This window comes from Ruegeria sp. BC2, assembly GCF_056539245.1.
Genome location: NZ_JBQFUQ010000001.1, coordinates 751,522 through 765,884, shown reverse-complemented (window position 1 = coordinate 765,884; position 14,363 = coordinate 751,522). Strand labels below are relative to the sequence as shown.

12 protein-coding genes are annotated in these 14,363 nt (G+C 62.3%); 2 read left to right on the top strand and 10 right to left on the bottom strand.

Going from position 1 to position 14,363, the window contains the following annotated elements; translation table 11 throughout:
• Nucleotides 1-3 precede the first annotated feature (3 nt).
• The gene (locus ACR0CU_RS03720; RefSeq protein WP_170445373.1) at nt 4-2,004 is read left to right on the top strand and encodes a capsular polysaccharide biosynthesis protein; all 2,001 of its coding nucleotides are present in this window, start codon (nt 4-6) and stop codon (nt 2,002-2,004) included.
• A gap of 9 nt (nt 2,005-2,013) precedes the next feature.
• On the opposite strand, the gene ribD is transcribed toward ACR0CU_RS03720, so the two are convergent.
• From ribD to ACR0CU_RS03700, 4 genes are all read right to left on the bottom strand, one after another.
• Complete coding sequence (ribD, locus tag ACR0CU_RS03715) at nt 2,014-3,114, bottom strand: bifunctional diaminohydroxyphosphoribosylaminopyrimidine deaminase/5-amino-6-(5-phosphoribosylamino)uracil reductase RibD (protein WP_170445370.1); 1,101 nt, start codon at nt 3,112-3,114, stop codon at nt 2,014-2,016.
• Nucleotides 3,111-3,581, bottom strand: a complete 471-nt coding sequence (nrdR, locus tag ACR0CU_RS03710) for a transcriptional regulator NrdR (RefSeq protein WP_039534475.1) — start codon at nt 3,579-3,581, stop codon at nt 3,111-3,113. Before nrdR ends, ribD begins: the two co-directional genes overlap by 4 nt.
• A 120-nt stretch (nt 3,582-3,701) precedes the next feature.
• Nucleotides 3,702-4,115: a secondary thiamine-phosphate synthase enzyme YjbQ gene (locus ACR0CU_RS03705; RefSeq protein WP_170445367.1), complete on the bottom strand. Its 414-nt coding sequence runs from the start codon at nt 4,113-4,115 to the stop codon at nt 3,702-3,704.
• A 22-nt stretch (nt 4,116-4,137) separates the two neighbouring features.
• Complete coding sequence (locus tag ACR0CU_RS03700; RefSeq protein ID WP_170363710.1) at nt 4,138-4,539, bottom strand: hypothetical protein; 402 nt, start codon at nt 4,537-4,539, stop codon at nt 4,138-4,140.
• 412 nt (nt 4,540-4,951) lie between these two features.
• On the opposite strand from ACR0CU_RS03700, the gene ACR0CU_RS03695 reads away from it, so the two are divergent.
• A complete protein-coding gene (locus ACR0CU_RS03695; protein WP_480642484.1) occupies nt 4,952-5,971 on the top strand; it encodes a helix-turn-helix domain-containing protein in 1,020 nt (339 codons plus the stop codon).
• A gap of 188 nt (nt 5,972-6,159) precedes the next feature.
• On the opposite strand, the gene rpoD is transcribed toward ACR0CU_RS03695, so the two are convergent.
• The 6 genes from rpoD to ACR0CU_RS03665 all read right to left on the bottom strand — a co-directional run bounded on the left by rpoD (nt 6,160) and on the right by ACR0CU_RS03665 (nt 14,357).
• Complete coding sequence (rpoD, locus tag ACR0CU_RS03690; protein WP_170357505.1) at nt 6,160-8,148, bottom strand: RNA polymerase sigma factor RpoD; 1,989 nt, start codon at nt 8,146-8,148, stop codon at nt 6,160-6,162.
• A 114-nt stretch (nt 8,149-8,262) separates the two neighbouring features.
• On the bottom strand, nt 8,263-10,215 hold the full coding sequence (dnaG, locus tag ACR0CU_RS03685) for a DNA primase (protein WP_170445358.1): 1,953 nt from the start codon (nt 10,213-10,215) through the stop codon (nt 8,263-8,265).
• A gap of 80 nt (nt 10,216-10,295) precedes the next feature.
• Complete coding sequence (locus ACR0CU_RS03680) at nt 10,296-10,592, bottom strand: hypothetical protein (RefSeq protein ID WP_170357503.1); 297 nt, start codon at nt 10,590-10,592, stop codon at nt 10,296-10,298.
• Nucleotides 10,593-10,625: 33 nt separating this feature from the next.
• Nucleotides 10,626-11,171 carry a sarcosine oxidase subunit gamma gene (locus tag ACR0CU_RS03675; RefSeq protein ID WP_170445356.1) on the bottom strand — a complete coding sequence of 182 codons (546 nt, stop codon included), beginning with the start codon at nt 11,169-11,171 and terminating at the stop codon, nt 10,626-10,628.
• A complete protein-coding gene (locus tag ACR0CU_RS03670) occupies nt 11,164-14,097 on the bottom strand; it encodes a sarcosine oxidase subunit alpha family protein (protein WP_170445354.1) in 2,934 nt (977 codons plus the stop codon). Before ACR0CU_RS03670 ends, ACR0CU_RS03675 begins: the two co-directional genes overlap by 8 nt.
• Nucleotides 14,094-14,357, bottom strand: coding sequence for a sarcosine oxidase subunit delta (locus tag ACR0CU_RS03665; protein WP_170445352.1), 264 nt, complete (start codon nt 14,355-14,357; stop codon nt 14,094-14,096). Before ACR0CU_RS03665 ends, ACR0CU_RS03670 begins: the two co-directional genes overlap by 4 nt.
• Between the last annotated feature and the right edge of the window lie 6 nt (nt 14,358-14,363).

Genomic DNA, 14,363 nt, shown 5'->3' with positions numbered 1-14,363 from the left:
GGCATGATTCCCGGCGCCGACACTGCGGACGCCGAGGATCGAACGCGCCTGTATGTCTACAATGGTGGGTTTCTGGCCCAACGCAGGGTCCGACGCATCTTGTCGCTGGCGGGATTCGACATTCGCGTTGGGCTTCCGCGTTCGGGCGACATGGTGGGCATCTGGGGCGAAAGCCCGACCGCGCACCGCGGAACCCGAGTTGCAAAGGACCGGGATATCCCGCTGTTGCGGGTCGAGGATGCATTCCTTCGATCCCTGCTGCCGGGGCGCGATCACGAGCCGCCACTGGGCCTGCTTCTGGAACGACGTGCGATGCATTTCGATCCGTCACAGCCTTCGGACCTCGAAACTCTGCTGGCTACGCACCCGCTGGATGACACCGCCCTGCTGGATCGGGCGCGCGGCGCGATCGCACGGCTGAAGGAATCGCATCTGAGCAAGTATTCGGCCTGCGACCCGGATATCGCACCCCCGGATCCGGGCTATGTGCTCGTTGTCGATCAGATACAGGGCGATGCGGCGGTTACGGCAAGCCGGGGCGACCCTGCGCGGTTTCTCGAAATGCTGATCATGGCCCAAGAGGAAAACCCCGGCGCGCGTGTGATCATCAAGACCCACCCGGAAACACTGCAGGGTCATCGGCGCGGTTTTTTCTCGGCGGATGACGAAACTGACCGCGTCTCCCTGTTGGCGGATCAGATCAGCCCCTGGTCGTTGCTGGAAGGCGCGATTGGGGTCTATACCCTGTCCTCGCAACTGGGGTTTGAGGCCATTCTGGCCGGTCACAAACCTAGGGTTTTTGGGCAACCCTTCTATGCCGGGTGGGGTCTGACGCAGGACGAGATGCCTCTGCCGCGCCGGCAGCGCAATCTGACCCGCGCTCAACTATTCGCTGCCGCCATGATACTGTACCCGACGTGGTACGATCCCTATCGCGACCAGCTGTGTGAGCTTGAAACGGTGCTGGATACGCTTGAGGCCCAGAGCCGCGCCTGGCGACAGGACAGGCACGGCTGGACAGCGTCTGGAATGCGCCTGTGGAAACGCAGGCATATTCAGCAAACCTTCGGGAAGTGGAAAAAAGTCCGTTTCGTGCCGGAGCGACCCTCGGCTTCCGACAGGCCGCATATGGTCTGGGCCAATCGTGATCTGGAAGCCGAAGATGTGGTCCGCGTCGAAGACGGTTTTTTGCGCTCGCGCGGGTTGGGGGCCAACCTTGTGCCGCCGCTTTCACTGGTGACCGACGACCTTGGAATTTACTACGACCCCACCCGACCCAGCCGTCTGGAAGAACTGATCACCGCTCGCGAAGAGTTGCGACCCGATCAGGAGATACGGATACGCCGCCTGGTGACGCAACTCACCGCGGCGGGACTAAGCAAATACAATACGGGCGGCAGTTGCCCGCCCCTACCGGACGGGCACCGTATTCTTGTACCTGGCCAAGTAGAGGATGACGCCTCGATCCGGTTGGGCACCAGCACGGTCCGCACAAATCTCGAGTTGCTGAGCACCGTTCGCGCGGCCAATCCCGACGCAGTTCTGATCTACAAACCGCATCCGGATGTTGAGGCCGGGCTTCGGGACGGTCGAATAGACGCCGAGGGTTTGGCCGATGTCGTCCTCTACGAGGTCGACCCGGCACTGGTTCTGCCGGAGGTTCAGGAGGTCTGGACTATGACCTCACTGCTTGGGTTCGAAGCTCTGCTGCGCGGGATAAAGGTCACTACGCTTGGGGCCCCGTTCTACGCCGGCTGGGGTCTGACGACCGACCTCGGATCGGTCCCGGCACGCCGAGGCGCGCGACCGACGGTGCTGGGCCTGGCCTACGCCACGCTCATCGACTATCCACGGTATTTCGATCCAGTCACTCGCGATGCCTGCCCGGCGGAGGTTGTCGCAGAACGTTTGGCGCAGGGCCCGATTTCACCTGCTGGGCCGGCAATCCGGCTGCTGGCCAAGCTTCAGGGGGCTTTTGCAACACATGCGAACCTGTGGCGCTAGGGCTCGCCGCTAGCGGACCGGCCTGCGCCAGACATGCAGAACATCGCCACCCAAGTCCCGGGTTTCGACCAGCGCAAATCGAGGCGCGTCGCCCAGGTCCTCAAGCCCCATGGCGCCAATGGCGGGCAAGCCTTCGGCCCCGATGGCCAAGCCCGCGCTGAAACCGACCAACTCGTCGACCAGATCATTTGCCAGCAGGGACGCGGCCAGAGCCGAGCCCCCCTCGCAGAAAACCCGGGTCAGACCGGCCTGCCCCAATTGGTGGAGCATGTCTGCAGCATCGATCCGGTGATCCTGCAAAGCGCAGGATATCAGCCGTGCGCCCAGTCCCTGCCACGCCGCGGCACGCTCGGGATCGGGCGACGGGCCGTGGCACAACCAAACGGGAATATCAGAGGCGGTTCGGGCCAACTGGCTGAGCAAAGGCAATTCGAGGTGACGTGAAACCACGACACGCACGGGCTGCCGGTCGATACCCAGATCACGAACCGTCAGCGAAGGATCGTCGGCCCGCGCGGTGCCCGCGCCGACCATCACCGCATCGTGCCGCGCACGCATGGCATGCACCGCCCGGCGGGCCTCGGGGCCGGTGATCCACTTGCTCTGCCCGGTCTCGGTTGCGATCCGTCCATCAAAGCTGCTGGCAAGTTTCAGCGTCACGAAGGGTCGGCCTTGCTCGGTCTTCATGAAAAAGCCCGCGTGATCCATTGCCGCCTGATCGCTCAGAACCCCGGTCGTGACCTCAATCCCCGCATCGCGCAACATGGCAAAACCCTGCCCCGCGACGCGCGGATCGCTGTCCTCGATCGCCGAAACGACGCGAGCTACTCCGGCGTCGATCAAAGCCTGAGCACAAGGTGGCGTCTTGCCGTGATGCGAACATGGCTCCAGCGAGACATAAGCGGTCGCGCCACGCGCCTGTTCGCAGGCCTGGGCCAGAGCTTCGGTTTCCGCATGAGGGCGACCGCCGGGCTGCGTCCACCCGCGCCCGACGATCCGGCCGTTTTTCACCAGAACGCATCCGACCGCGGGGTTGGGCCAGCAAGATCCTTGTCCGCGCCGCCCCAAGGACAGGGCCAGCGCCATGTATCGCTTGTCTGTTTCGGTCACTCGTCAGTCGATGGCTGCGGCGGGCGCAGTTCGTGGACGAACTCCTCGAAATCATCGGCCGCCTGGAAATTCTTGTATACGCTCGCAAAGCGAACATAGGCGACGGTGTCGATCCGCGCCAGAGCTTCCATGACGATCTCGCCGATCTTGTTGGACGGAATGTCGGTCTCACCCATGCTTTCCAGGCGCCGCACGATGCCGGATATCATCTGGTCGATGCGGTCCGGATCAATCGGGCGCTTCTGCATCGAAATACGGATTGACCGTTCCAGTTTGTCCCGGTCGAAATCCTCGCGTTTGCCATTTGTCTTGATGACCACAAGGTCACGCAACTGTACCCGCTCATAGGTGGTGAAACGGCCCCCACACGCGGGGCAGAACCGACGCCTGCGGATGGCCACGTGATCTTCTGCCGGACGTGAGTCCTTGACCTGAGTATCGATATTTCCGCAAAACGGGCAGCGCATCCGCCGTCTCCTCGTCCCTTGTTCCGCCTCTTTTTGTCAGCGCTGTGGCCAACTTATCCACAACTATAGGGCAGCCGCTAGAGTTTGGGTAGTCGGAAATTTCAACCGCTACATACAGGGTCACCCAAAATGCGCCGCAACTCGGCGAACATGGGGCGCGGTCCGGTGTTCGAACAGGTAGATACCCTGCCATGTTCCCAAGGCAGGTTGCCCACGTCGGACCGGGATCGAAAGCGAGACCGGCATCATAGCCGCCTTGATATGGGCCGGCATGTCATCGGGCCCTTCATACGTATGTTTCAGATAAGACATCGACGGATGATCTGTGGGCGGAACCAGCCGCGAGAAAAATGCCTGCAGGTCCGTCTGAACCTCGGGATCCGCGTTTTCCTGTATCAACAGTGAACAAGATGTGTGGCGGACGAACAGCGTCAGCAATCCGTCGGCCCCACTTGCGGACAGCCAGTCACGGATGTCGGAGGTGAACTCGTACAGCCCCTGCCCTCGGGTTTCGATGGTGAATTCGGCCTGCATCAACCGGGTGGCCCTGTTTGCGTCAGTTGAAGAACGGGCGCACGTTGCACCGGGCGTTCGCACCTTGAACCGACATGCTGTAGCCCGGTTGAAATCCCGAAACCACTACGCTGGGTTGCTGTGGCACGCCGCCTGTCGGCGGTTTGATCGAAAACTGCACGGCGGTCCGACGCCCGGTTGTCACACTGGGCCCATAGCCGCGCAAAACGTAAATCCGCTGCTGCCAGCCAGCCCCCAGTTTGCGCCGAGCAAAATCCGCCGCCGCGCACCAATACCCATCAACGTCCTGCCGGGCGCGGGGGATGACCTCAAAATCGGTGCTGTTCATCGGCTCGGTCCGGTACCCGTTCGGGGCGGCGTCAGTCTCGACCGGAGCGGCTGCAACCATTGCCGCCAACGCGGCGCATGTCAGAATATGTTTCATTGCAAATATCTTCCCTGATTTCGACACGCATCATAGCCTAGTTTTTCACCAAGCCCAGAACAGCGTCGTTCACGATGATTTCAGGAACAGTGCGCACGCGAGTGGTGCCTTGCGTCCGGGGAACTGGGACATGCATTCAATGTGTGCCGGGGAGCCACAGATCGGTTGGTGTGACCAAATCCTTCGGCTCTGCCCGATCCCCACGGGACTGACCCGGCACGCGGCTGATCTATGACGGCCGTACCATCGAGTCTTTCTTTGCCCGGCCACGTCTTTGTGATCTGAAGCCATTTCCGGTGCACGTAAGTGCGCCGTGTCTGACCCTGTGTGGAAACGGTCACCTCACAAAAACTATGCAAATGACAAAATTCGCTACATAATCCGGCCAATTCAGTGGGTTCCGGAGCGTGGCATGCAAGTCGATATCGCCAGAATTCAGCTGCTGGCGTCCGCGTTGCAGGATCAGGCAGGGAATACTGATACGGTCGTTCGAGTCCTCGCCAAAAGCGGGCTGAGTGCGCAAGACCTCGCGCCGCCTGCAAAGTTGTACAGTGCCCATAGCGAGGCCTTGTTTGCCCGCCACGCTTGCGATGAACTCAACGACATCCTGTTCGGCGCGCGAACGGGCTTGCAGTTCAGCGCAACTTCTAGCCTGACCGCTTATATCAGCAAGTATTCCCGGGATCTCCGGCAGGTACTGGAGAACGCCAACCACTTCCACCGGCTGATTGATCCGGCCATCGCCGTGAGGCTGTATGAGTCCGGAAATTCGGCAACCATCGAGGCCAGGTGGAAGGACCCAAGCTTTTCGCGGTACCACCGGCGAACCGAGTTCCTCATGTTTGCCTGCATTGCCCGCCTGCGTGCTCTGACGGGGATCCCGATCCAACCGATCGAACTACGGTTTCAGCACAAGGTCGGCGCGCGAGAGGAAGACTATTCCAAACTCGGCAAATTCCCGGTGGTGTTTGGCGCGGAAAAGCTCGAGATCATTTTGCCGCAATCAACGCTCGACGTGCCCGTCCCGACCTACGACCCCAGCTTGCGACAGCACCTGATGGAATATGGTGACCGTCTGCTGCATGAAAACAGCGACGAAAAACAGACATTGCGGTCGCGGGTCGAAGGGCGGATCACCCAATCGCTTCCGGGAGCCATCGCCCGCGCCGAACAGGTCGCCAAGGATCTGGGCATGAGCCCGCGGACATTCGGTCGGCGCCTGACCGAGGAAGGCACCAGCTTTCGCGAAATTGTCGACGACCTGCGCTGCGACCTCGCCAGAACGTTTCTGAAGAACGACATGGGCCTTTCTGAGATCTCGTACAGCCTTGGCTACGCAGACCAGGCGGCGTTTTCGACTGCCTTCAAACGCTGGACCGGGCAATCTCCCAGCGCGTTCAAGGATCAGTCCCGGCGCAGAAAGCTTGCCTGACAAGCGGCCGGGGGTCATCAGCGTTGCCGCCTCGCCCCGACCTGTCCCATGAGTGGACACGAGCGATATGGTCCGCGAAGGACCTGACCACTTGCGAATTCCCGCCAAATTGAATTCACGTTTGGCCGTCGTGAACCAAACCGCCGTGCAAATGAAAAAAGGCGCCTCGGTCGAGGCGCCTTTTTTGATCACTGATCCAGGAAGGACCGCAGCTTTCGGCTTCGGCTGGGATGTTTCAGCTTACGCAGCGCCTTGGCTTCGATCTGCCGGATACGTTCGCGCGTCACGCTGAACTGCTGGCCGACCTCTTCCAGCGTGTGATCGGTGTTCATGCCGATGCCGAAACGCATCCGCAGAACCCGCTCCTCGCGCGGGGTAAGCGAGGCCAGTACCCGCGTGGTGGTTTCCTTAAGGTTTTCCTGAATGGCACTATCCAGCGGCAGCACCGCATTCTTGTCCTCGATGAAATCGCCCAGCTGGCTGTCTTCCTCGTCGCCGATCGGGGTTTCCAGAGAAATCGGCTCCTTGGCGATCTTCATCACCTTGCGGACCTTTTCAAGCGGCATCTGAAGCTTTTCGGCCAGTTCTTCCGGCGTCGGCTCGCGTCCGATCTCGTGCAGCATCTGGCGGCCAGTCCGCACCAGCTTGTTGATCGTCTCGATCATGTGCACCGGAATACGGATGGTGCGCGCCTGATCCGCGATCGAGCGCGTGATCGCTTGACGGATCCACCAGGTCGCATAGGTCGAGAACTTGTAGCCACGGCGGTATTCGAACTTGTCCACCGCCTTCATCAGGCCGATGTTGCCTTCCTGAATGAGATCAAGGAATTGCAGGCCACGGTTGGTGTATTTCTTAGCGATCGAGATCACCAGGCGCAGGTTGGCCTCGACCATTTCCTTCTTGGCCTGACGCGCCTCTTTCTCGCCCTTCTGGACCTGCTGCACGATGCGGCGGAATTCGCTGATGTCCAGACCGACATACTGACCGATCTGCGCCATGTCGTTGCGAAGTTCCTCGACCTTGTCCGACGAGCGTTCGATGAACATTTGCCAGCCCCGGCCCGGCTTTTGAGCCATGTCGGACAGCCAGTTGGGATCAAGTTCACGACCGCGATACTCGTCAATGAACTCACGGCGGTTGATGCGGGCCTGGTCGGCCAGCTTCACCATGGCACTGTCCAGCGACATCACCCTTTTGTTGATGCCGTACAACTGATCGATCAGGGCTTCGATCCGGTTGTTGTGCAGATGCAGGCCATTCACCAGTTCAACGATCTCGGCGCGCAGCTTTTGATAGGTCTGCTCATCCTTGTCGCTGAACGACCCATCCTCGTTCAGAGTTGCCGATATCCGGCTGTCCTGCATCTCCGAGAGCTTTGCGAAATCCGTCGAGATCCGCTCAAGCTGAGTCAGAACCTGATCTTTCAGTGCCGCTTCCATCGCGGCCAAAGACATGTTCGCCTGATCGTCTTCATCATCGTCATCGTCGTTGGCAATCGGGTTGCCGTCAGCATCCAGTTCGGGACCCGTGTCCTTGGCGGGCTTGGCGGCCGTGACAGCCGAAGTATCCACCACCGGCTCTTCTACGTCGCCATCCTCGTCCATCTGATTGCCGAACGTCGCTTCCAGATCGATGACATCGCGCAGCAGGATGTCCTCGGACAACAGTTCGTCATGCCAGATCGAGATCGCCTGGAAGGTCAGCGGGCTTTCGCAAAGCCCGAGGATCATGGTGTTGCGACCGGCTTCGATCCGTTTCGCGATGGCGATTTCGCCCTCGCGGCTCAGCAATTCTACCGACCCCATCTCGCGCAGATACATGCGCACCGGGTCATCGGTCCGGTCCAGCTTTTCGGTTTGCGCACCGGCCAGCGCAACCTCTCGGTTACTGTCGGTGGTGACCAGATCGGTCGAGCCCTTCTGCTCTTCCTCTTCGGCCTCTTCGTCTTCGATGATGTTGATGCCCATCTCGGACAGCATCGACATGACGTCCTCGATCTGTTCCGAACTGACCTGATCCGGCGGCAGGACCTGGTTGAGCTGATCGTAAGTGATGTAGCCTTTCTCGCGAGCCTCGGCGATCATCTTCTTGACCTGGGCCTGGCTCATGTCCAGCGAGATTTCCTGTTCCTGGTCGTCGGACTTCCGTTCCTCGTTGGTATCCTTGGCGGCCATTCAGTGCTCCTGCAGGGATGGGTGATTCGTTGGAACCGAATCATTAGCGCGTAGAAGTGATTCGGCCACCCGTTTACCCGTTTTTCTTTTCCAGTGCTTTATGAAAACACCACTTCAGCGGCGTTTCCGCTCGAACTTGATGCCGGACATGATCGCCTGAAACGCGTCTTTCTCGTCACGATTGATTCGCGCCCCGTTGTCAGCAATGTCGAAAACGGCCCTGTCCTCGTTCTGGCTGCGGCTTGCGCGGTTGCGTTCTTCGGCGGCCTGGGCCAACCGGAACGTTAACGCTTCGTCCGCCAGATCGGACAACTCCTCTTCGGCTTCGGCAATCTCGGCATCCAGCCCCCGGAGCGCTTTGATTTTTGCGAGTTCCTCGGCCAGAGTCATCTGAGCCTTTTCGACGTCGCCCGGTTTGTGCACACAGGGGATTACAGCGACATGGCGAAGGGCCAGCAGGTTTTCAAGAGGGGCCGGCCCCAAAGACTGAACAATGTGCTCTTTCAGGTTGTCGGGATCGTCGATCGCGTGCCGCAGGATTGCATCGCGCAGGGCCGCGTGATCGGTGTTCAGGCATTCCATCTCTTCCAGTTGGTGCTCGAATTGAACGACGACCTCGGGGTTCAGGATTGCAATCGCAAGGATTGCCGCTTCACGCAGTTGGATATCCGCATTCTCCGAGGACGCAAGGAACGAGGCCCGCGCATCGGGCGTTGCCGACGGTTTTGGCGGTTGCCATTTGCCTTTCGGCTGCCAGTTTCGAGCCCCTGCCCCTTGCCGCTGCGGGCGGAAGAGTTGCCAGCGGAGATCCTTGATTTCCTGCCCGTAATGCGACCGGATCGAAGGATCGCGGATCAGTTGGATCTTTTCGCGCAGCGCCTTGTCGAGGGCCGCCTTGCGCTCGGGGCTGTCGAACACCTTGCCCTCGGTCTCGCGCCGCCACAGAAGCCTGACCATCGGAATGGCCGCGTCCAGCACCGCCTGAACCGCCGCCGGGCCTTCGGCGCGCAGCAGATCGTCGGGGTCCTTGCCCTCGGGCATCAGGGCAAACCGCAGAGACTTGCCGGCCACCAGCAACGGCAGCGCCAGGTCGATGGCCCGCATCGCCGCACGCATACCGGCCGTGTCGCCATCCAGCGCGATGATCGGCTCGTCGGAGATGCGCCACAGCATGTGCAGCTGGTGTTCTGTGATCGCGGTGCCCAGCGGCGCGACGGAGGCGCCGAAGCCTGCCTCGGACAGGGCAATCACATCCATATAGCCCTCGGTCACGATCAGCGGTTGCCCCTTGCCCGCCGCCTGACGGGCCGGTCCGTGGTTGTAGAGGCTTCGCCCCTTGTCGAACAGCGCGGTCTCGGGCGAGTTCAGATATTTGGCGTTGTCATTGGGGTCCATCGCCCGCCCGCCGAACGCGATGCACCGGCCGCGCGGATCGCGGATCGGGAACATGATGCGGTTGCGGAAGGTGTCATAGGGCTTTTTGCCCTTGTTCGACGGCTTGGCCAGACCGGCGCCCAGGATCAGGTCCTCGGCCACGTTCTTGCCGCGCAGATAGTCCCACAACGCCTGCCAGCCATCGGGCGCAAACCCGATTTCCCAGCGATCCAACGCCTGAGCGTCCAGACCGCGGCGGTCCATATAGGCGCGCGCCTCGGCCCCTGCCCCGGTCTTGAGTTGCAGGCGAAAGAACTGTACCGCCTGCTCCATGACATCGGCCAATTGCGCCCGATGGTCCTGCTTTTCCTGCGCCTTTGGGTCGCGCGCGGGCATCGGCAATCCGGCTTCGCGCGCCAGGATCTCGACCGCCTCGATGAACGAGACGTTCTCGGTTTCCTTCACAAAGCTGATCGCGTCGCCCTTGGCGTGACACCCGAAGCAGTAATAGAACCCCTTCTGGTCATCCACATGGAACGAGGCGGTTTTTTCGTGATGGAACGGGCATGGCGCCCACATGTCGCCCTTGCCCGGATTGGACTTGCGGTTGTCCCACATGACCTTGCGTCCGACGACCTGAGACAGGCTCAGACGGGTGCGCAGCTCATCCAGAAATCCAGGGGGCAAAGACATGTGTCATACATGGCAGAAACCGGGCCGCCCGCCAAGGGCGCGGCAGGCCTTTGTCCACAGCCAATTCGCGGCCCTGTGGATTACTGCTGCAGGCACAGCTCCATCCAGGCGGCGCCAAGGTCTTTTTTGCGGATGTCGCGCATCTTCTGCTCATAGACCCACGGTGTGATCAACGGGATCGCAGCGTTGTAGTTCTCGGGCCAGGTTGGGCCGGCCTCGGCCACCGCTTCCGGAACGTCCCGTTCTTTCACGCGATCAAGACGGGCTTTTTGTACCGCCGCCACAACGTCTGCTTGATAGCGGCAGCTTTGCTCCTTGGTTTCAGCGGCAGCCAGCGGTGTGGCAAGCAGTGTGGCGGCAAGTGCGATGCGCAGCATAAGGTCCCCTTGGAATCAGTTCTTTGCAACAGTCTAACCGCGTGCTGCCACACCTTCCATTGCCCTCTGCAGATCATGCGCCAACGATGTGACCATCGACCGGAACACCATGATCTGAATAGCTTTTTCGCCAACTCGAGTGATCGACGCCGTCATGTGAAACAGCAGCGTGCGCGCCGTATGTCCGCGCTTGAAGTGCTGCGGGCGCAGATCGACGGGCACCAGACGGGCCAGGACATCCTCGGCCCCGTCGCCCTCAAGCCGCACCACGGCCCAGGCATCAGACTGGTCGACGACCGCGGCGTGGGCGGACAGCGACGGGTCTGGCGTGGGGCCGATCAGCATGGCCTGACCCGGGCCGAACCAGACCGCACGCGCGCCCGACTTCCCGGTGGCCCGGTTCGGGGCCGGCAGCGCCATGCCATGCGCCGCCTTCATCGCCTCGGACAGTGCTTTGGTCTGCCCTCGAGAAGCCGAAACCGCATGTATCGCGCCCGGATCAACCTCGGTGACCGAGACCGTTCCGATGGTCAGCGGCAGCAGCCCGTCACACGGGGTCTGGGCAATCAGCTTATCCACGCACACGCTCTCCCTCTGGATCAAAGAACACCGGGTCCGTCACCTCGCACAGCGTGGTCACGCCGCGCAGGTGATCGACCATTTTGACGATCTCGCCATGACGGTCGGGGCCATCGGCCAGAAACGCCAGCCCCAGCATGCCGCCCAGCGTCGGCGAGTAGCAGACCGAGGTCACATAGCCCTGATCGTTGGTACGCACCGGCGCAGCCTCTTCGTTGTACAGATGGGCGCCGGCCAGCAACTGGCGGCTTTCCCCGATGGGTTTGATCCCGACCAACCGCTCGCGCCCCGGCTCCTCAAGCCCCGGACGTTCGGACATAGTCTTGCCGATGCAGTCCTTTTTCTGCGACACCATCCGGCCCATCCCGATGTCAAAGGCCGTGGTCCGCCCGTGGATTTCGGCATGGGTGATGAACCCCTTCTCGATCCGCAGGACGTTCAGCGCCTCCATCCCATAGAGGCCACCACCCAGCGCCTCGGCCCGTTGGGTCAGGATGTCGAACAGGCTGGCCCCATACCGGGCAGGCACGGCGATTTCATAGGCGTGTTCGCCCGAGAACGAGATTCGGAACAGCCGCCCCGGCACCCCCATAACCGACACCGGCCCGCAGGACATGAACGGCCACGCGGCATCATCCAGCGGGGTGTCCAGCACGCCGTTCAGCACCTCGCGCGATTTGGGGCCGGCCACGGCGAATTGCGCCCACTGTTCCGTCACCGAAACCAGCGACACGTCCCAATCGGGCCGCAGACCCTGACGCACGAATTCCAGATGTTTCATCACATCACCGGCGGCGGCGGTCGTGGTGGTCATCAGGAAATGACTGTCACCCAATCGCGCGGTGGTGCCGTCATCCATGACGAACCCGTCCTCGCGCAGCATCAGCCCATAGCGCACGCGCCCGACCTTCAGTGTCGAAAACGTGTTGGTATAGACGAAATCCAGAAACTGCGCGGCGTCGCGCCCCTGAATGTCGATCTTGCCCAGGGTCGAGACATCGCACACGCCGACCGCCGTGCGCACCATCTGAACCTCGCGGTTGCAGGACTGGCGCCAGGTGGTCTCGCCCGGCTGCGGGAAATAGCTGGGCCGATACCACAGCCCCGCCTCGACCATCGGCGCCCCGCGCGCCACCGATGCCTTGTGCGAGGTGGTGAAGCGCTGCGGCTTGAACCCCGCCCCCTCGGCCCCCGCGCCCAGCGCGGCGATGGCGACCGGCGCGTAAGGCGGGCGGAAGGTGGTGGTTCCGGTCTCGGGGATCGCCCGCCCGGTGGCATCCGCAAGAATGGCCAGCGCGGCGACATTCGAGTTCTTGCCCTGATCGGTGGCCATGCCCTGCGTGGTATAACGCTTCATGTGCTCGACCGAGCGGAAATTCTCGGTCGCGGCCTGCTTGACGTCCTTGACGGTTACGTCGTTCTGGAAATCCAGCCACGCGCGCCCCTTGCCCGGCACCGCCCACAGTTGCGCGATTTCATAGGGCTGATCCTCGGCCTGCGGCGGCTCGGGCTTGGGCGCCTTGAGGCCCAGATCATCCAGCGCCTCGGTCGCAGCCGAAATGCCCTCGCGCAGACAGGCGGCGGTCGAGAACGCGCCGTTGCAGGCCCCGGCCGTGCGCATCCCGGGCACGGCGCCCGGCGTGGGCACGAAGGCGGCAATGTCACGCCGCCAGGTCGGTCGCCCGTTCATGTGGCAGGTCAGGTGGACCGAGGGGTTCCATCCGCCGGTCATCGCCAGACAATCGGTCTGAATGCGCTCTTCTCCGCTGGCGCGGCGCACGGTTATCGACTCCAGCCCCTTGCGCCCCGAACTGCCACAGACCTGCGCCCCGCGCAGCACCGGATAGTCGGTCGACACCGGCCCGTCATGGCGGCTGTCTATCACGGCGGCCACGTGAACACCTGCGGCCAGCAGGTCGCGGGCCGTTCGGTGGATGTCATCGGTGTTGCCGAAGACCGTGACACTCCGGCCGGCCGCGACGCCCCAGCGGTTCAGATAGGCTCGCACGGCCCCGGCGGTCATGATGCCGGGCCGGTCATTGTTTCGAAACGCCACCGGGCGTTCCAGCGCCCCGGCGGCCAGAACCGAGCGGCGGGCGGCGATCCTCCAATAGGTTTCCAGCGGCGCACCGGCGGGACGGTCGCTCGTATGGTGCAAGACCCGTTCGAGCGCGACAAAGGTGCCCTGGTCGTAGGCACCCGCAACGGTCGTGCGGGTCATCAACCGCACATTGTCCATCGCCCGCAGCTCGGCCAGAACCTCGTCTGCCCAGACTTGACCCGGCTTGCCATCCACCTCGAGCGTTTCGGCCAGCAGACGCCCGCCCATCTGGTTGCTTTCATCGGCCAGAATGACATCCGCCCCGGCCCGGCCGGCCGTCAAGGCGGCCATCAAACCCGCCGGGCCAGCCCCGATCACCAGCAGGTCGCAGAAGGCATAGGCGCTTTCATACGTGTCGACGTTGGCCTGCCCGGACAGCGCGCCCAACCCCGCGGCGCGGCGGATCATCGGCTCGTACAGCTTCTCCCAGAAGCTGCGGGGCCACATGAAGGTCTTGTAGTAGAAGCCCGCGCCCAGGAAGGGCGCGGCCAGATCGTTCACCGCCATCACGTCGAAATTCAGGCTGGGCCAGCGGTTCTGGCTGCGCGCCTCAAGGCCTGGATAGATCTCTTGCATCGTGGCCCGCACATTCGGGTCCTGCGCGGCGTCTCGGCCGATGGTGACCAGCGCATTCGGTTCTTCGCTGCCGGCGGTCAGGACGCCGCGCGGGCGATGATACTTGAACGACCGCCCCATCAGGCGCACGCCATTGGCCAGCAGCGCCGAGGCCAGCGTGTCGCCCTGAAAGCCCGAATACCGGATGCCGTCAAAGGAAAATTCGACCGGTGTGCCGCGGTCGATCAGCCCCCTGCCAGCGACCCTCATCGTTTGCCCCCGGACGCAGGTTCGGTCGCCGAAATTTCGTGGGTCAGCGTGTTGCGTGTCACGACGATCCATGCGCCGCAGCCGCCCTCGTGATACCATAGATCCCGCGTCTCGCCCGCCGGATTGTCGCGCTGATAGACGAAATCGTCCCAAGCGTCAGGCCCGGCATCCGGGGCGGGCCGGTCCAGATCGACGGCGGCCCCGCGATAGTAGAACTCGCGGCGGTCGCGCTCGCCGCAATAGGGACAGGTGATCCTCATGGCCGC